The 16,991-nt window shown below is 70.0% G+C and carries 16 protein-coding genes; 7 read left to right on the forward strand and 9 right to left on the reverse strand.

Going from position 1 to position 16,991, the window contains the following annotated elements; translation table 11 throughout:
* Nucleotides 1–30: 30 nt before the first annotated feature.
* On the forward strand, nt 31–309 hold the full coding sequence (locus ABZ128_RS10840; protein WP_356847521.1) for a GlsB/YeaQ/YmgE family stress response membrane protein: 279 nt from the start codon (nt 31–33) through the stop codon (nt 307–309).
* 348 nt (nt 310–657) lie between these two features.
* Here ABZ128_RS10840 and ABZ128_RS10845 read toward each other — a convergent pair whose 3' ends face one another.
* Entirely contained in the window at nt 658–813 is a 156-nt protein-coding gene (locus ABZ128_RS10845; RefSeq protein ID WP_356847522.1) for an SMR family transporter, read from the reverse strand.
* A complete protein-coding gene (locus ABZ128_RS10850) occupies nt 810–1,463 on the reverse strand; it encodes an NAD(P)H-dependent oxidoreductase (protein ID WP_356847524.1) in 654 nt (217 codons plus the stop codon). The genes ABZ128_RS10845 and ABZ128_RS10850 overlap by 4 nt, the downstream gene beginning before the upstream one ends.
* Nucleotides 1,464–1,575: 112 nt before the next feature.
* Here ABZ128_RS10850 and ABZ128_RS10855 point away from each other — a divergent pair, with 112 nt between their 5' ends.
* Complete coding sequence (locus ABZ128_RS10855; protein WP_356847525.1) at nt 1,576–2,136, forward strand: TetR family transcriptional regulator; 561 nt, start codon at nt 1,576–1,578, stop codon at nt 2,134–2,136.
* On the opposite strand, the gene ABZ128_RS10860 is transcribed toward ABZ128_RS10855, so the two are convergent.
* Nucleotides 2,090–2,476 carry a transposase gene (locus ABZ128_RS10860; RefSeq protein ID WP_356847527.1) on the reverse strand — a complete coding sequence of 129 codons (387 nt, stop codon included), beginning with the start codon at nt 2,474–2,476 and terminating at the stop codon, nt 2,090–2,092. The two genes, ABZ128_RS10855 and ABZ128_RS10860, sit on opposite strands and share 47 nt — an antisense overlap.
* A gap of 24 nt (nt 2,477–2,500) precedes the next feature.
* Between ABZ128_RS10860 and ABZ128_RS10865 the strand changes: the two genes are divergently transcribed.
* Nucleotides 2,501–2,872: a hypothetical protein gene (locus ABZ128_RS10865; protein ID WP_356847528.1), complete on the forward strand. Its 372-nt coding sequence runs from the start codon at nt 2,501–2,503 to the stop codon at nt 2,870–2,872.
* A gap of 43 nt (nt 2,873–2,915) precedes the next feature.
* Here ABZ128_RS10865 and ABZ128_RS10870 read toward each other — a convergent pair whose 3' ends face one another.
* Entirely contained in the window at nt 2,916–3,377 is a 462-nt protein-coding gene (locus ABZ128_RS10870; protein ID WP_356847530.1) for a DinB family protein, read from the reverse strand.
* A gap of 458 nt (nt 3,378–3,835) precedes the next feature.
* Between ABZ128_RS10870 and ABZ128_RS10875 the strand changes: the two genes are divergently transcribed.
* Entirely contained in the window at nt 3,836–4,315 is a 480-nt protein-coding gene (locus ABZ128_RS10875) for a hypothetical protein (RefSeq protein WP_356847532.1), read from the forward strand.
* A gap of 553 nt (nt 4,316–4,868) precedes the next feature.
* On the forward strand, nt 4,869–5,321 hold the full coding sequence (locus ABZ128_RS10880) for an SRPBCC family protein (RefSeq protein ID WP_356847533.1): 453 nt from the start codon (nt 4,869–4,871) through the stop codon (nt 5,319–5,321).
* Nucleotides 5,322–5,481: 160 nt separating this feature from the next.
* Here ABZ128_RS10880 and ABZ128_RS10885 read toward each other — a convergent pair whose 3' ends face one another.
* A complete protein-coding gene (locus ABZ128_RS10885) occupies nt 5,482–6,240 on the reverse strand; it encodes a hypothetical protein (protein ID WP_356847534.1) in 759 nt (252 codons plus the stop codon).
* A 1,358-nt stretch (nt 6,241–7,598) separates the two neighbouring features.
* On the opposite strand from ABZ128_RS10885, the gene ABZ128_RS10890 reads away from it, so the two are divergent.
* Nucleotides 7,599–7,868, forward strand: coding sequence for a zinc-ribbon domain-containing protein (locus tag ABZ128_RS10890; protein ID WP_356847536.1), 270 nt, complete (start codon nt 7,599–7,601; stop codon nt 7,866–7,868).
* A gap of 1,546 nt (nt 7,869–9,414) precedes the next feature.
* On the opposite strand, the gene ABZ128_RS10895 is transcribed toward ABZ128_RS10890, so the two are convergent.
* Genes ABZ128_RS10895 through ABZ128_RS10910 form a run of 4 tightly spaced genes read right to left on the reverse strand, consistent with a single transcriptional unit; the run spans nt 9,415 to nt 15,324 of the window.
* On the reverse strand, nt 9,415–9,654 hold the full coding sequence (locus tag ABZ128_RS10895) for a hypothetical protein (RefSeq protein WP_356847538.1): 240 nt from the start codon (nt 9,652–9,654) through the stop codon (nt 9,415–9,417).
* 26 nt (nt 9,655–9,680) lie between these two features.
* Nucleotides 9,681–14,339, reverse strand: a complete 4,659-nt coding sequence (locus ABZ128_RS10900; protein ID WP_356847539.1) for a putative T7SS-secreted protein — start codon at nt 14,337–14,339, stop codon at nt 9,681–9,683.
* Complete coding sequence (locus ABZ128_RS10905) at nt 14,339–14,902, reverse strand: hypothetical protein (protein WP_356847540.1); 564 nt, start codon at nt 14,900–14,902, stop codon at nt 14,339–14,341. Before ABZ128_RS10905 ends, ABZ128_RS10900 begins: the two co-directional genes overlap by 1 nt.
* Nucleotides 14,902–15,324, reverse strand: coding sequence for a hypothetical protein (locus ABZ128_RS10910; RefSeq protein WP_356847541.1), 423 nt, complete (start codon nt 15,322–15,324; stop codon nt 14,902–14,904). Before ABZ128_RS10910 ends, ABZ128_RS10905 begins: the two co-directional genes overlap by 1 nt.
* A gap of 1,275 nt (nt 15,325–16,599) precedes the next feature.
* On the opposite strand from ABZ128_RS10910, the gene ABZ128_RS10915 reads away from it, so the two are divergent.
* Nucleotides 16,600–16,833 (forward strand): hypothetical protein, encoded by a 234-nt coding sequence (locus tag ABZ128_RS10915; protein ID WP_356847542.1) that lies wholly within the window; start codon nt 16,600–16,602, stop codon nt 16,831–16,833.
* The last annotated feature ends 158 nt before the right edge of the window (nt 16,834–16,991 follow it).

A 16,991-nucleotide genomic window follows, 5' to 3' on the forward strand; every position in this document is an offset into this window, starting at 1 on the left:
GGCCTTACACATCGAGGTAGGAGACGCATCATGGGTATTCTGGCTTGGATCCTCATAGGGCTGTTTGCAGGCCTCATCGCCAAGGCGCTGATGCCGGGCAAGGACCCCGGCGGCATCATCATCACCATGCTCATCGGCATCGCGGGCGGCCTGCTCGGCGGCTGGCTCGGCAAGGTCATCTTCGGCGTCGATTCCATCGACGGCTTCTTCGACCTCTCCACGTGGATCGCCGCCATCATCGGCTCCGTCATTCTTCTCGCCGTCTACCGTCTGGTCACCGGCAACAGGCGCCACCACAGCCACGCCTGAACGGCGCATCCGGCCTGCGACGGAAACGGCTCCCCCTTCCAGGGCGGAGCCGTTTCGTCACCCCGCCGCCGCGGGCGCGCCGCAAGGCGCCCGCGGCGGGACCCGTGGTCGGGTCGGGGCGTCGACGGCTGGGCCGGGTGCGTGCCTGCGGCTGGGGCGGGGTGCGTGCCTGCGGCTGGACCGGCCTGTCCGCCTCCGCTCTCCCCACCCGGGTGAGGTGCGGCGGCTCCCCGGTGGGTCATGGACGGAGGCGAGAGCCCTTGGGAAGCCGCCGCGTGCGAAGTCCGGGAGGGGACAGGCATTGCCGTCTTTGTCATCGCGGGACCCCGCCCGCTGCTCACCACCCGTTTACTTCATCGCCAGGGACAGCAGAAAGACGGCGACGGCGGCGAGCGTGAAGCAGAGCAGCGTGGGCAGCGGCCGGGTGAACCCGGCCGTCGGTTTGATGCTCTGCGACCAGCCGACCTCCACCAGGCCGACGGCGACGAGGAGGAGCCGGCTCACAGCGACCCTCCTGTCCTGCGGGCGGCCTCCAGTGCGGCCGCGCGGGACACGTCGTGCGCACCGCGCCGACCGGCGAGGGCGGGATCGGTGAGGGCGTTGACCAGTTCGGTGCCGAGGAAAGTCATGGCCTCCTCCGGCACGGCGAAGTGTCCGGCGAAGAAGTCGCGCAGGTAGCGCTCCTGGTGGTCGTACGGGTGCCGCGGGGTGCCCGGACCGTACGCCCCGCCGCGGGCGTACGCAACGACGAACCGCCGTCCGGCCAGGGACATGCGCGGGAAGGTGACCTGGTCGATCCAGGCCTTCAGGGACGCCGGGACGGAGTAGTTGTACATCGGCGTGGCGATCAACACGACGTCGGCGGCGACGAGTTCGGACAGCAGCGGCTCGACGACGGCCCAGGCCGCCTCCTGCGCGGGAGTACGCACGGCTTCCCGGTAGCGCGCGGGGTCGGTGATCCCGTGCTCCAGGACGTGGTCGCACAGCTCGGTCCACGCCTCGCCGATCTGCGGAACCGGGGTCCTGGCCAGGTCGCGGTGAACGTAGATGCCACCCGGGTGGGACGCGCGCCAGGCTGCGGCGACGGCGTCACCGGCCTCCCGGCTGAAGGACCGGCGGCGGGCGCTGGCGTCGAGGTGCAGCAGTGTGGTCATGACGGGGACCCCTCGTATCGGCCGGAACGGTAACCGGACACGCTGTCCAGTTATACCGGACGAGAGGCGCAACCGGACGTGGTGTCCAGTTATTCCGGTACGCTGAGGTGCCATGGATACGAGGGAACGCGCGGACGCCGCCCGCAACCGGGCCAAGGTGCTCGCCGCCGCCGCCGAGCTGTTCGCCGCCGGTGATCCGCGGTCGGTCACGATGGAGGACATCGCCCGGGCGGCCGACATCGGCCGCGGCACGCTCTACCGCCGCTACCCGGACGTCACATCCATCGCGGCGGCTCTCCTCGACGAGCATGAACGCCGCCTGCAGGAGGAGCTGTTGCGTGGCGCGCCCCCACTGGGCCCCGGCGCGCCGCCGCGCGACCGGCTCACCGCCTTCTACGCCGCCATGGTCGACCTGCTGGACACCCACGGCCACCTGGTGCTGGGCGCCGAGACCGGCGAGAAGCGCTTTACCGTGGGGGCGTACGGTTTTTGGCGTGCCCATGTCCTGACTCTGCTGCGCGAGTCCGGCGCCCCGGACCCGGAGGCCTTGGTGGACAGCCTGCTCGCGCCGCTGGCACCGGAGGTCTTCCTCCAGCAGCGCGCGCAGGGAGTGACGCCGGACCGGGTCAAGGCGGCGCTGGGGCGGCTGGCGAGCACACTGCCGGCCGACTGAGCGTTCGGCGGACCGCCCCACAGGCTCCCTCGCTCTGGCCGCTGGGGTGGGTTCTGTCGCTTGTATGCTCGTTCCGCCGTGCGGCTGGCCGGCAGGCGCGGCGCCCGGCCTCGGCCAGGGGCGATACGTCGAGGGCCAGGACCAGCCGGCCGTCCGCCGCTCTCGGCAAGGGCGAACCTACCAGGGCCCGGCGGAGCCGGCCGATGTCTATCCGCCCCTGGTTGAGCCCGCCGTACAGGGCCCCGTGACCCCGGCGGTGTTCTGGCGCAAACGCGAGGCACACCAGCGCTTGCCGGTCTCGCGAGGCACCAGCGGCCCCACCCTGACGTGGGGCGTCCACACGCCAATGTGGCCTAATGGGCGCATGACACTGGACGAGGGCCGGCGCGTGCGGCTGGCGAGCGAGCTGAGGCTCCCCCTGGCGGGCGACTTCGACGGCCCTTCCCTTTTCCTTGCGGCAGGCAACGAGGGCACCGTCGAGCGCGTCACCGCACACCCCCGCGTGGAGACCCCCGAGGCACGCGAATACCTCCGCCTCGCTTCCCTCCTCGACGCCTACGGCCCCCAGATGCCGCCCGCCAGCAAGAGGCAACTGGAGGAGCAGATAAGGACGTTGGAGCCGGAGTGGCGCGCGTACGAACAGCGTCATAGCCGGGTGACCGTGCGCGTCCGTCTCGACAACGGCTTCGTTGTCGACGACGCGGAAGAGGACCTCTTCGCCCCTCTGATCCCCTGACCTGCCGGACCGAGCACCTCCCCCCCCACGGGAAGGAGCCGCCCTACGCCTCCCGCCGGCCCGGGCGCGGGGCGGCGGCCCCGTGGTGCTCCAGCTGGCGGCGCATGTCGAGCAGGTGGTGGCGCAGCTCGTGCAGGGTGTGCACGGCGAGCCAGCGCAGGGAGCGTTCCGTCCGCTCGGGGTAGGTGTAGATCAGCGTGCGCTCCCAGTCGACGGCCGACAGGCGATTCAAGGAATGGGCGAACAGCACGGCAGCTTCTCGCAGTTGGCGGGCGACGTCGGTGGGCTCCTGGTCTGCGTATCCGTCGAGCTCAACCCGTTCGTCACGGCCCATGGGCTCGGCGACCGGCGTGTCGCATCGCCGCGCGGTCAGCAGGCGTTCCCGTTGCACGAGCAGCACGTCGCGCATGTGGCAGGCGTATTCGAGGGGTGACCACACCTGCGGCGCCGGGCGCCGCCGCAGCGCCGTCGGCTCAGCCTTCAGGAGTTCGGCGTACGCGTCCACGTGGCTCCTGGCGAGCGCCGGGACCGCAGGACCCTGGGCAAGGTCGTAAACGAAATCGCATTCCGTGCAGGCCATCACACATCGACGTTAGCAAGCCCTTGCCCTGCCGGCTCCCCACTCGGTCTCCCACAACTCCTGAAGCTTCGCTGGGACCTGGCACCCAGCAGGCCGAGCACCAGGCCCTGCTTGGCCGGCCAAGGAGGGCCCCACCACCACGGTCCTACGAGTCGGCCGCCCAATGAGGGCTGACCTGTCCAGCCCTGCGGCCGCACATCCTCAATCGGTTGACCCTCGCCTTCGCCGGTCCTGGTGGCCGGGGCCGCACCCCGTACAAGCGACCGGCCACCCGGGGCTCTGGCGCTGGTTGCCGCCGGGCGGCAGGACGAACACGCTCAGCCCCCGTACTGCGCCTGCCCCGTCACTGGTGCCGGCGCTTTCGCTCGGACAAACTGCGGCACATGGACTGGATACCGCTGCTCTCCACACTCACCGGTGCCGTCATCGGCATCACAGCCACCCTGATTGCCGATCGCAACCGGTGGCAGCGGGAGGAGGCCAAGCATGCGCTGGAGGTACGGCGCGAGGTGTACACCGAGTTCGCTTCCGCCCTCAAAGCCGCAGGTGAAGAGATACGGGCCATCGCCTTGGGCGATCGCATGTCCGAGTCGGCACGGGACGCCGCCGTACGGGAAGCCGTCCGTAACACCGGCCTCCCTATAGCGAGTGAACGCCTCTGGCTCGTGGGCCCTCCGCAGGTCGTGGCGGCCGGGAACGAGGCGTTTCACAGCCTGCGTGCGATACGCGACGCCTACGCCCGGGGGGTGGCTGTCGGCTCCGCCGAGGAAGGGCCCCTGATAGCGCGGCGGCGCACGGCCATGGCGCAGATGCGTCGCCTCATGCGTGAAGACCTCGGCATCGGGCCCCTCGGGATCGAGTGATCGTCACCCACACGATCACACCAGCCCCGGAGGGAGTCGTGTCACCAGCGACCGGCAGTTACGGGACAACACTCAGCGCTTGCCGTTGTTGCCGTTCTTTCCCTGTCCGTAGTGGTTCCCGTTGTCTGCGACGGTGATGGTGTGATCGCTTGTATGGAACCGGGCCGGGTGCCAACGCCCGCCCTGCCCCGAACCAGGGGCGCGGTTGCGAAGCCGCACACGGCTGCCCCGGACGGTAGGCGCATGGCGTCTGTGAGGCCCTTCCGGTCGGCCTTGGCGGCTGCTTCCTCGCCGGCGGCATGCTCGGGTGGCCTCGCGGTCGGCGCGGTCTTCCTCACGCCACCGGCGCTTCTGCTTATGGTGGCGGTCCACTGGTCCAGGATTTGCTTGATCATCGGGTGCCCTGCTTAGGGTCACGGTCGGCGGTGGTGCCGGTCGGGCGGGTTGCCGCGGAGGCGTCCACGTGGCCGGATCAGTGAGGCCGGTATGCCTGCGCTCATCGGGGGCAGGCGATCAGTGGTCTCACCGAAGCTATCCGGAAGTGAGTGGCGTCATGAGCAAGCAGGTGCAGGAAACGATCAACGTGGACGTGCCGGTCCGTACCGCTTACAACCAGTGGACGCAGTTCGAGGAGTTCCCGCAGTTCATGGAGGGGGTCGAGCAAGTGACCCAGATCGACGACCGCCATAACCACTGGGAGACGAAGATCTCCGGGGTGAGGCGCGAGTTCAACACCGAAATCGTGGACCAGGTCCCGGACGATCACATCACCTGGCGCACGACCAGCGGCGACGTGAAGCAGACCGGCACGGTCTCCTTCCAGCCGCTCGACGCCACCCACACGCGCGTCATGATGGCGATGGAATACGAGCCCGAAGGCATGGCCGAAAAGGCCGCCGACATGATGGGCATGCTCGACCGCCAGGTGAAGGGCGACCTCAAGCGGTTCAAGCACTTCATCGAAGAGCGCGGCGCCGAGACCGGCGGCTACCGCGGCACCCTTTGACCTCCGCCCTCAATCACCGCGCACCTTGGGTGCTCGCCAGTTCCGGGAGGAACTGGCGAGCACTCACGATGTTGGGTTCCGGTTGCTCGCCGCCAGGGCTCGTCGTGGCGGCGCCCACGCCCAGCGGTGCAGCCGCGGGTGCGGGGGCGTCTGCCGCGCTTCACCGCTTGGTGAAGCGCAGTTCGGTGTCGTTCGGCCCAGGGAGGCCGATGACCGGGGCGGCCTCGGTGCCGCCCACGATGCGGACGAGGATCTCCTGACGGCCCTGGAGACACATGGCGCCCCCACGGCGGAGCCAGACCTGGGTCGAGAACGACATCTGCGGGTAGTCGAAGGCCCACGTGCCATTCTCCGTGCACGTCCCGACCCGCAAGGTGTACTGCCCATCGCCGTGCGGACGCTCCAGGTCGGACATCGTCAGGAGCGCGGTGTCCCCCGACGCCGACCAGGTGCCGGCGTAGTCCGCGTCCTCCACGGAGCCCGCCCCCGACCAGATCGCCCCTGCAAGCGCGGCGACGGCCACGGCGGTCGCCGCGCGGGCGGGGCGGGGCGACGGCCGGCCCGGGCCGCGGAAGGCGACGAGCGTGGCCACCCAGGAGGCCGGCAGCGCGACGACGCAGCACACGAACCAGGTACCCCTGCCCGCTGTGACCAGCAAGATCCCGAACGCCAGGGCGAGGATCCCCGAGGCCGCGGCCCGCCACGCGGCCGCGACGTTACGGCGCTCCAGTGCGGTCACAAGCGCCGCAACCGCCAGGAGCACCCCGACAAGAGCCACCAGAGGGTTGTCGAGGATCCCCCACGTCGGAGCCAGCGCGGTGGTGTCGGCCAGCGCGAACGCCCCGGCCAGCGCAGCGACCTCCACCGCGAGCGCCGACCACAGCACGATGCCTGGCCGGCTCTTCGAGCCTTCCCCCACGAGCCCCCCAGTTGAGCGCGTTCAATTCTGGGGAGCATCGTACGAGACGTGTTGCCCGGCTGCATCCCGGGCCGCACCGGGAGATCGGCGGGATACCCCCATGAATCGGGGTGGCGATTCGCCCCTCGCTTTGCGGACGGCTCGTCGATCGGAGGCTTCCGCACATCGGGGAATGATCGGGAGCGGCTCAGCTCGATCGGACCGGCAGAGCGTAGCCCGGTCCGTAGCGCTTGTGCGGTGTGTGCTGCGGACGTGAAGGGACAGTTCTCAAGCAGAACCGCACCGCTTGTGGGGTCGATGTGGCAACGACCGAATGCGTGCAGAAGAAGTCGATGGTTGCGCCTTCGACATCAGGACTGATGTTGGTCGTGACATGCGCGTACTCGTCCCCGAGGTCGTAGCCCCAGGCGATGTTGAAGACGGTCAGCGTGACGCCATCACCCAGGATGACCTCGGAAGGCAGCCCGTCACGATCTTGAAGCAGCTGGAGGATTGCCTCATCGAGGTAGTGGCTGATCTTGAGTCAAGACATCAGCATGCGCGTTCCCGCGCACCCAGCCATTTGAGCGAAGAGCCACCACCTAGGCGAAGCGATCTCGCCTGCAGACCGGCATACGTCCGCGGGCTGCTCGGTGTCGTCGATCAGCCCGGGGAGCACGATCACGGGCCGGGCTTCGTCGGCGCTCTCCGTCACCACCTATGCCCGCCCACCGTCCCCTGCTGTTGCCGCACGGCTGCGCCGGCCGCTACTCGCCACGGCGGCGGTGTCCGGGCGCCAGGTGGCGGGGCTCCCGCCGCGCCATTCGATGAGGCCGTCGCCGTCGGGGGCGAGGTCGTCGGGGTGGAGGCCGGCATGGCGGAGGACTCCAGGAGATCGCTTGGGCGGAAGGAGCGGCCGAGGATCTCGCCGTCGACGCGCACTCCGAGGGCGGTGTCGGGGCGGCAGTGGATGCAGGCGGTTGCGCCCTCAGCAAGCAGTGCCTCCGTTCCGCGCCTGCCGGGCGGCCCTGCACGTCTCGCACAGCGGATTGGCCGGAGCACCGTCCGCGCGTAGGGCCGGTGGCACTTCGCCCAAGGGCTGGTCTGGCTCGGCGCCCAGGTGACGGGCTGCGGTCGACCGACAGGGGGAATGGGGAGGTCACGGGGCGCTCCCGGGGTCGCTGCCCCACACGGCAACCGCTCCGGTCGGCCCCGAACGGCCTGCGCCGGTCTTCGTCACGGCTTTGTCAAGCCACGGGATTCCGGGTCGTGACCCAGACCTCGGCCCAGCGCGTAATGGAATCACCACACGGCGCAGAGCGCGGACGCCCGCCGTCTCGCCCCAGCCTCCCCCACCCCACTTTTTCAAGGACTCCCTCATGATCATCTTCGGCACCGCGGGATACCTCTACCAGCTCGCGGTACTCATGCTGACGTGTCGTCACTGCGGCAACCCTGCAGCACATGCGGTCAGGAAGTACGTCACAAAGTTCACGCTGTTCTTCGTGCCGCTGTTCCCCATCTCGACGAGGTTCGTGACTCAGTGCACGTTCTGTGGCATCGAGCAGGAGGTGCCCCAGGAGTGGGCCGAGCAGTCGCAGGCACAAACCGCCGACGCTCCCGACGGTGAGGCGTACGGGCAGGCGTAGCAGCCCTACCAGCACCCTGGAGCCTGATCGGCCACCGACGCCATCCGCCGGTCCCTCTGCGGTGGCCCGAAGGGAGAAGTGCCTGCCAGGTGATCGCTTCCGGGTCGCCCCTGGGCCGCCCTGAGGACTGTCCCGAAGATCTTCTTCGGGACAGGACCTCCGTGCCATGCGGCGCAGCCACTGACCATGGCCGCAGAGGTCGCCCCTCCGACCGCTCCGCCTTCGACCGCCGAGCCGGTCCCCGCCGGGTCGGCGGCCGTGCCCTGGCCGACTCGGTTCTGTTCCTGGACTGGCACAGGGGCGCAGGATCGGCAGGACTGTCTCGGCGGCATCGCACCCGGAGGAGACCGCCGCACCGGGCCCGGCCAGGGCGTCAAGGGCCGCCGTGGTGGCCAGCGCGTGCGCGTGGGGTGGCGGCCAGGGTGCGGGCACGGCCTCCAGAACCCATGCCCACCAGCCGCCGGGCGCTGCCGCAGTGGCTGGCCGGGGGACTCGGGCGCACCTCGATGCGGTACAGCCCCGACTCGAATCGAGCTGTTGGCGTTCACGGAGCCGTACGCGCGCGTTCTCCTGCCCCTCGGGCAGGAGAAGCGTGATCGGTACGAGCGGTGGTGCGGGGTCGGTCAGGGCAGGGGCGGGTGAGCTGCTCCTGCCGGGCCTGCTGACACGGCTTACACAAGAGCTTCGCCGTGGCCGTAACGGCATGTTGAAGCGGGGCAGCGGGCACAAAGGTCTGGCCGGGTGCCCAGGTGACCGGTACGACCTGCGGGCGGGGCGCGGTGGTGGTCTGCTCGCTCATGCTGCTGCCCCCGTTCCCCCGGGGCGTGGGAGGAGGCGGCGCGGCGCAGCTCGACGCCGCCGGCCCGCCAGCCGGCGGAGGCCGCCCAGGAGGGCTGGGTGCACAGGCGCCCAGTGCGAGGCGTACTGCAGGGGCTGCACGCGTCCCGGACGGCCAGTCCTCGTCCGTGGCGGCGGGCATGGGGTGGGCGGTGGGCTGATCGTCTGTTGGGTCCCGCCACGGTACCCCGGTGCGCACTCGTTGCAGTATCCCGTTGGTCACCTGAGGTGGTCCCGCACCGCCCGCACCGGCCATTGCTGACCGGGAGCAACAGCCGCAGCTGTTCCCACTCCGCATCCGATAGATCACCGAGTCCATCCCGCCCCATGCCCAGGACAACGGTCCGACCAGGAGAGGGGATGCACGCCCGGGATCTGCGGGAGGCCAGCAGAGCCTCAGCTCGCGCAGCGGGCGCGCGCCCGCGGCCCGCCGCCTGGCTGGGTCGGCTGGCGGGAGTGGGCCGTCGGCCGGTGGCCGTCGTTCGCGTGACTGCTATAGCCCTCGACAACGCAGCCGTACCGGGCGTACCCACCCCAGCCCGAGATGATCCGCCGGACAGGCCCTAGCTGTAGCTGCTTCCCGCCCCGCGGGGATGACCCCCGACCGTCATTGCCGACCGTAGGCGGTCCCGGACGGGGCCCGCGCGAAGCCGGCTGGGCGGGAGCCTCCGACGGATGGAAAGCCCGGGAGCCTCTGCAGGCGCTCCGGCTATGCCTCCCCGCGGAGGCGTCGGGCGATGTCGATGTCGTCCTGCAGTGCGCTGAGTCGGGGGTACGGCTCGCGGGTGGGGTCGAGGACGCAGACGTGGAGCTTGTCGCCCGCGCGGGGCGGCGCCACGCTCGCGTCCCACCAGGACGGGTGCTTCACCTGGTCGATGAAGCCGAATACGTCCTCCTGCCCGTCCACCTCGACCTTCGCTCCCACGGGCGCGACCGCAACGACTGTCACATCGAGTTCCTGGTGATCGTGGAATCTCAACTCGGTCCTCCATAGACGTCGACCCAGCTGCGCCGCTGCGTCAGCTCGTTGAACCGGTCGAGCTTTTCCACCGGTATCTCGAACTCCAGCCGGACGGCGCCACCCGGCCCGTTCCGGTCGTGGACCTTTACGTGGTCCACGAATTCTTCGAGGAATTTCGGGTGCATTTCGTACTTGACCATGCCCTTGGCGAAGTTCGCTCCGGTCGGCCCAGCGTACTCGGCGGCCACCGCCCGTTCACCGAAGTAGATCTTGCCGTCCGAGATGATGCCGCCGCCGATGTCCACCCCCGGCTGGTGGTTGGCAGGGTTCGGCCCGTGGTCCAGTTCGTACTGGGCGTGGGCACCCTTCGGCGTGCGGTAGATCGGGACGTAGTCCGGGGCCAGGCCCAGGTAGTCCGTCCACGCATGCGGGTTGGCCACATAGGTGAAGGGGTTCGGCGCCGGCGTGAGGCCGAGGGGGTCCGAGGTGAGGTAGCGGGCGTTCTCGGGGTCGTAGTGGCGGAAGTGGTTGTAGTGCAGGCCCGTCTCTGGGTCGGCGTACTGGCCCGGGAAGCGCAGCGGCGTATAAGCGGTGCTGTTCGCCGCCCACGTGGTGAGACCCCACAGCGTGGAACGGGTGTGCCAGGCCACGTCCCCGGACTCGTCGACCAGCTCGGTGGGAGCCCCGACCAGGTCGGTGACGATCGCGAAGAAGCGGGAATCGACCTCTTCCTGTGACGCGCCGAGGATGCGTTCCGTCTGGGCGATGGGCCGGATGTCCTCGTGGTCCCAGGTGATGGCCACGACGTGGGGCTGCTCATCCGAGCTGCTGGTCTGCTCGCACAGCGTGTTCCCGTCCCAGGTGAAATCGACCCGCTCGGCGACGCTTTCGCCGTCCTCCGCCAGGCGGAGCTTGGCCATGCGGCGACCCAGGGGGTCGTAGAGGTAGCGCCACTGGGTGCCGTCAGGGGTGGTTGCCGAGACGAGGCGGTCCTCCGCGTCCCACACGTAACGCCATACGGCCGGCTTCCGGGAGGGACGGGCCTTGCGGCGCACGGTGACGCGGCCGAGCCGGTCGTGCTCGTAGCGCACGGCCCCGGCGCGGGTGAGGCGGTTGCCGGCGTAGGTGCGCTCGCCGTTCGCCTCGCTGCCGGGGTGCTCTGCCGGCCAGGAGGCGAAGGTCTGGTTCCCGGCCTGGTCGTAGGCGTAGGTCTCGGTCCAGCCGACTGCATGGACCGCGGTGACCCGCCCGGCGGCGTCGAGCTCGTACTCCCGCCGTCCGCCGGCGGTGTCGTCGACCGCGGTGAGGTGGCCGTCCGCGCGATAGCTGTAGTCGCGGTGCCGCACGCGGGCGCCGGCCGGGCCCGTGACCGTCTGGGCCGTGAGGCGTCCGGCGGGGTCGAAGGCGTGGCTCAGGACGAGGGAGTCGCTGATCCGCCGCGTCACCTCGCGGCCAGCGGCGTCATACGTGAAGTCGAAGGAGCGGCCGGAGGCCGTCATCGCCGTGCGGCGCCCGGCAGAGTCGTAGGTCCACGTCGTCGTCGCGCCGGTCGGGGTGGTGCGGCTGGTGCGGCGCCCCAGGTCGTCGTAGGCGTAGGTCAGCGTGCGCCCGTCCACGGTCTCCGACAGCAGCCTGCCTTCGCGGTCGCGCAGCAGGGTGACCGTCGTGCCGTCGGGGCCCTGGGCCTCGGCGAGCTGGTCCGTGAGGTCGTAGGCGTAGGTGGTGACGCTGCCGTCCGCGTCCTTGCGGATGATCTGGTCGAGTGCGTTGCGTTCGAACGTGGTCGTCTGGCCCAGTGCGTTCGTGCGGGAGGCGAGGGCCCCGGTGGGCTCGTACGCGTAGGTGACCGTACGGTCGTCGAAATCCGTCTCGGAGGTGAGGCGCCCCGCGGGGTCGTAGGTGTAGTTCCAGGTCAGGCCCTGCGGGTTGGTGACCTGGGTGAGACGCAGTTCGGCGTCGTGCTGGAAGGTGTGGCGTACGCCGTCGGGGCCCGTGCGGGCCGTGAGGACGTCGAACTCGGTGTACTCGAACCGGGTGACCCCGCCGAGCCGGTCGGTGTGGCTGGTGCAGTTCCCCTCGCCGTCCCACGTCCAGCTTTCCGCGGCGCCGTCCGCGTGGACGCGGTGGGCGAGCCGCCCTTCGACCGTCCACTGCAGGTGCGTGGTGGCGCCTGCCGGGTCGGTGATGGTGATCGGGCGGCCGAAGCCGTCCCGCACGAAGCGTGTGGCGGCGCCGAGCGGGTCCGTGACCTCGACGGGAAGTCCGGCGCGGTCGCAGCGGATGGTGGTGGTATGGCCCAGGGGGTCGGTGACGGAGGTGAGGCCGCCCGCTTCGTTGTAGCCGAGGCGGGTGGTCCTGCCCATCGAGTCGGTGGTCGAGACGCGGTTGCCGCGCTCGTCGTAGGCGTACCGGACCACCTGGCCGTCGGCCCGCTTGATGTGGACGGGCAGGCCGAGCTCGTTGTGCCGGGCCGTGGTGCCGCGCCCGTCGGGGCGCAGCACGCTGACCAGGTTGCCGCCGTCGTCATAGCCGTAGGCGGTGGTGCGGCCGAGCGCATCGGTCTGGGCGAGCAGACGGTTGTGGCGGTCGCGGACGTAGTGGGTGGTGTGGCCGAGCGGATCGATGTCGGCCACGATCCTGTACCGGTCGTCGACGAGGTACCGGCGGGTGTGGCCTTCGCCCGTGACGGTCTCGGTCACGCGGTGCCCCGTCGCCTCGTCGACGGCGTCGTAGGCCAGGCGCAGCACCATGTGCCCGTCGCCGCCGCCCTCCGCGATGCAGCGGTCCTGCTCGTCGTAGGCGTACGTGTAGGACCGGTCGTTGGTGTCGGTCCAGGAGGTGATGCGGGCGCGGTCGTCGTAGGTGAAGCGCAGCGGCAGGCCGGAGGAGTTGACGACCTCCGTGAGGTTCCCGTCGGCGTAGCCGTACGCGAGGATGCGCGGGCCGCCGTCGAGGTGGAGGGCGGTGATGCGGCCGTCGGCGGTGTCGAAGCGGAGGCGGTGGCCGGCGGAGTGGGTGATGCCCAGAGGGGTGCCGTGCTCGTCGTACTCGAAGGTGACGAGATTGCCGTTGCGGTCCTCCAGCTGGGCGATCGGGGCGATGCCGTCCCTGTCCGGGTCGCCGGCAGGCGGGGTGAAGCGGCGGACGTGCCCGGTGTCCGGATCGGTGAGGGTCCAGTCCCCATCGGGGGTGCGCTCCAGGGGGTGGCGGGGCGCGGAGGCCGACAGCGGTACGACGGCGACGCCGGGAGCCGGATGCGGGTAGGCGACGACCAGCCCGTCCTCGGTGACGAGCATGACGCCCTCGGCATCGACTTCCAGGTGCTGGTCGATCGTCGATGTCCACGTGGGGCCGAACCAGCGGCCTGCGGTGTATCCCGACTCGGCGCGGCGGACGAAGGCCAGCGGCAGGGTGCCCGGCAGCACGATGTCGGTCTGCGGCAGGAACATACGGCCGGTGGCCAGGTCGATCGGGTCGGTGTTGTCGTACCGCTTGGCGACGTCGGGCGTCTCGCTCATGTGCGGACCGTCCGCCGTGTGCCTGGCGCGGGCCGGGCCCTTGACGTCGTCCAGGTGTTTGGCTGCGGTGCCGAGCTTCTTGAGGGAGCCCAGGCCCTTGGAGCCGACGAGCTCGGGGATGAGCTTGCCGATGCCTTCGGAGGGGTCCTTCATGAACTCGTCGAGCATCTGCTTGCCCGCGCCCATGGGGTCGTTGGCCATGGTGACGAGGCCCGCGGCGGTGGAGTTGAGGTTGGTCAGGTACTCGGCGGGGTGCGTGATGTTGTAGGGGTCCAGCGGGTTGAGAGCGCGGGCGAAGTTGACGATGCCGGCGGTTCCCTTGACGACGCCGCCGACCAGGTGGGTGGTGGCGAGGTCGAGGTAGTCCATGCCGTCGCCGAGCTGCTCGGTGTACGAGGGCTTGGGCGGGGCGGCGTCGCGGGCGGCCCGGACGGCCGCGGCGGTGGTCTCGGCGACCTCGTTGCGCTGCTTGCGGGCGTTGTCGAGCTTCTCCTGCGCGGCGTGGGCCATGGAGGTGCCGGGGTCGTGGAAGTCGCCCGGCCTGGGGGGCAGGGTGTCCTTCTTCGCCTCGTAGGCTTCCTTGTACTCCTTGACGAGCTTGTTGTGCGCAGTGCGGGCGTCCTCGGAGGCCTTCTTCGCCTTGTTGTAGTCCTCCAGGGCCTCCTTGGCCTTGCCCTGCGCCCACTCGACGGTCTCGGCGAACCGATTCATGGCATCGGCGGCCTTGCCGAAGGCGTCGGCGGCCTTGAACCAGCGCGGCGGCTCCTTGGCGACCTTCTCGCGGAAGGTGTCCGCGGTCTTGCCCTTCAGGCCGTCGGGCTGGGTCATGGTCTTCAGACCGTTGCCGACGGACTCGAAGGCCGCCTTGAAGTCGTTCAGGTGCGACACCTGGGCGCGGATCTTGGAAACGCTGCCGTAGACGAGCTTCTTGGGGTCCTCGGTCTGACCGAGTTCGAGCTCGGAGACGTCGGCGCCGAGTTGGTTGGCGGCCGAACGGGATTTGTCGCGGATCCAGTCGCCGGCGTCCTCCAGCCCGACCTCGTCGGCGGCGTCGGCAATCTTGTCACCGGACCACTCGACGAAGTCGCCGACCTTCTCGACCCCGTCCTCGACCTTGTCCTCGATCGAGTCCGGTACGAAGTCCCGCCAGCCCATCAGTTACCGCCCCCGTCGCCCTTCGTCTGCTCCAGCAGGTCCTTCAGCGACCCGATCTTCCCCGTCGAGGTCACCGTGTCCTTGGTGTCGGACCAGGTCTGCTTGATGTCCTGACCGCTCTTCTCGAAGGACTCGGCGCTGTAGTCCGGCTTGTAGACGTCCGCGCTGAAGATGTCCCCCCAGGACTTCTTCTCGATCTCGTCCTCGCTGGCGTGCGGATTCCCGTACGCCGCGTTCACCGCCACCTTGAACGTGCCATGGATGTACTGCTCCTCCTCCCACACCGTCCCCGCGGCGATGCCGAGATTGCCGGCGAGGGCGGAGGCGTTCTGGATCAGGCTGCGCACGCCCCACTCCCAGCGCTCGCAGAAGTCCTCGAAGTCCTTCGACAGCGCCCCGTGCCCGGTCTCCATCGCGGTCATCGACAGGTTCTCGAACCCGGCCCCCTGCGAGGCCCCGGCCGCATCCCCCGACTCCCGCAGCTCCGATATCGCTGCCCGCAGACCCTTCTGGATCGCGGCAACCGCCTGCGGGGATACCTCAAGGTCACCATCGCCGGCCATCAGGCCACCTCCCCGGACTCGTTCTCGGTTTCGATGTCCACCGCGTATGCGTCGGGGACGATCCCGGCGACGGGCGGGAACAGCATCGACCCGTCCACATCGGCCACGTTCACAGCCACCCCGACCGGGCCGTCCACCTCCGGAACGACCGCATCGACCAGACGGGCGCCGAGGATCGCGAGGTAGGGCCATTCGCGGCCGGCTTCCCCGCGGGCCTCGGCGAACCGGGCCAGCGCTTCCTCGTCCGTGAACGCGTAGAACCAGCGGATCCCACCCGAGAGGGCAGACATCAACCCGCCCTCAGCGTCCGCTCCATCACCGGCCAGGGGAGCAAGCAGCACGGCCCGCCGGAACTCGCCCACCAGGCGTCTGGGATCCCCGGAACCCGCTCGGTACGCGGCTATCTCTGCGGCCAGTTCCATACTCTGCGTCCCCCTTCAGGGTGATTGACACCCCACAGGGAACATTACCTTGATCGCCAAATCACCTGATTGGGGGTCATGGCCGCCTGCGTGTCGAAGCCCGCCGGGTGCCGAGGGCTTCGCAGTAAGCGGCACACGAACCCTCGACAGCGGTTCGGTGATCTGCGCGTTCTTCGACGGAGCATCCAGCTCTCGGCCTGCAGGCCGACGTGGAGCCCATGCGCACCGACGCTGTCGCCCCGGACCGGCTGCGCGCGGAGGCGGTGGAGCCCTTCGAAGCCTCCATGCGGGCTGGCTCGCCGAAGGCGACTCCACACGCTCAGCGTCTGTTGGCCATCATCGGATGCTCCTGGCAGGCCGGCTGCCCTGGGCCTCAGCTTCGCCGTCGTCGGCCCGCCACCGGCCTGTCCTGCCTCGGACGCAAAGATTTGTCGCGAAACACGTCCCCAGATAGAGTCGCAGGTCAGTAAGCCTGCTCCCCGCGCCCGCGGGGATGGACCCGAGGACGGAGCGTTCGTCGGTCCGGGGGCCGTCTGCTCCCCGCGCCCGCGGGGATGGACCCTCGACCGCGACGACCTCACCGCCAACGAGCGTCTGCTCCCCGCGCCCGCGGGGATGGACCCGACTACCTCGTCGGCATCTACGGCGAGGACGACTGCTCCCCGCGCCCGCGGGGATGGACCGGAGGACCGCGGACTCGTTCGAACCGAGCCGAACTGCTCCCCGCCCGCGGGGACGAGCTACTGGACGCCAATTGCTCCCCGCGGGCGGGGAGGGACCCGACCCCGAGCCGTACTTCAAGGCACGCGGGACTGCTCCCCCTCGCCGGCGGGGATGGCCTTCGGAGGCGCAGCCGCTATCGTGCAGCTCTGCTCTCCTGGCCGCAGGGAAGCAGGCCGCCCCTGGGCGGGGCGTGTGAGCGTTGGTGCACTCCCGCAGACCGCCACCGGGAGTGGCCGCAAGGGAGAAGGCCGCTTTCGTCAGTCTGTGCTGCGTTTCGACTCCGGCTTCGCGTTGCGTTCGAGTCGAGGCGTCACCAGTGCCGCCCAGCGGCTGCGTTGCTGGTTCAGGCCGACATTGACGAAGCCTTGCTGACGTCGGCGGACCGTTCGCACCGAGAAATGCCGACCGGTGCCGGCTGCCTGCCGTCACTCTGCAGGCGTCCGGACATCTCGACCCGGAGGACGTGCCCGACGGCACCCCATGACCCGGCCCGCACGCCGGGATGGCCGAAAGGTCGCGAGGTGGGTGAGTTGCGGAGGTAAGAATATGATCATGAATGCACCAGAACCTGACCACTCCCACCGGTCGCCCGCGTTCTACCTCTCGGCGGGCATCGCAGCCGGTCTCCTCGGAATCGTCCTCGTGGTCATCACCACGTGGGGCCTGCTCCCCGTCGCGGGCGACAACACGCTCCTGCGGCACGGGCCGCAGCTGGCCGGCATCGCCCTGATCGTCCAGGGCGCCTACTGGGTCGCCAAGTCCCGGTCCCGCGAGGACACGTCCTGACCGGCGCATCCGACACCGGCACCGGACCTGCACGCCACTGACGCCACTGACCAGGCGTCCTCGTCCGGCGCACCGCACCGAACCGAGCCCTCGCTGTCAGGGGCCTGAGCCGCCCGGGCGCTCAGGCCCCTGACTCGCAGCAGGGCTCCTTGGACAGG

This window comes from Streptomyces sp. NPDC006326 (assembly GCF_040612915.1).
Classification (GTDB): Bacteria; Actinomycetota; Actinomycetes; order Streptomycetales; family Streptomycetaceae; genus Streptomyces.

What these genes read in the sequence shown, in the direction of transcription:
- ABZ128_RS10840 (WP_356847521.1), top strand. Translation starts at nt 31, where the DNA reads ATGGGTATTCTGGCTTGGATCCTCATAGGGCTGTTTGCAGGCCTCATC.
- ABZ128_RS10850 (WP_356847524.1), bottom strand. Translation starts at nt 1,463, where the DNA reads ATGACCACACTGCTGCACCTCGACGCCAGCGCCCGCCGCCGGTCCTTC.
- ABZ128_RS10855 (WP_356847525.1), top strand. Translation starts at nt 1,576, where the DNA reads ATGGATACGAGGGAACGCGCGGACGCCGCCCGCAACCGGGCCAAGGTG.
- ABZ128_RS10865 (WP_356847528.1), top strand. Translation starts at nt 2,501, where the DNA reads ATGACACTGGACGAGGGCCGGCGCGTGCGGCTGGCGAGCGAGCTGAGG.
- ABZ128_RS10875 (WP_356847532.1), top strand. Translation starts at nt 3,836, where the DNA reads ATGGACTGGATACCGCTGCTCTCCACACTCACCGGTGCCGTCATCGGC.
- ABZ128_RS10880 (WP_356847533.1), top strand. Translation starts at nt 4,869, where the DNA reads ATGAGCAAGCAGGTGCAGGAAACGATCAACGTGGACGTGCCGGTCCGT.
- ABZ128_RS10890 (WP_356847536.1), top strand. Translation starts at nt 7,599, where the DNA reads ATGATCATCTTCGGCACCGCGGGATACCTCTACCAGCTCGCGGTACTC.
- ABZ128_RS10900 (WP_356847539.1), bottom strand. Translation starts at nt 14,339, where the DNA reads ATGGGCTGGCGGGACTTCGTACCGGACTCGATCGAGGACAAGGTCGAG.
- ABZ128_RS10905 (WP_356847540.1), bottom strand. Translation starts at nt 14,902, where the DNA reads ATGGCCGGCGATGGTGACCTTGAGGTATCCCCGCAGGCGGTTGCCGCG.
- ABZ128_RS10910 (WP_356847541.1), bottom strand. Translation starts at nt 15,324, where the DNA reads ATGGAACTGGCCGCAGAGATAGCCGCGTACCGAGCGGGTTCCGGGGAT.
- ABZ128_RS10915 (WP_356847542.1), top strand. Translation starts at nt 16,600, where the DNA reads ATGAATGCACCAGAACCTGACCACTCCCACCGGTCGCCCGCGTTCTAC.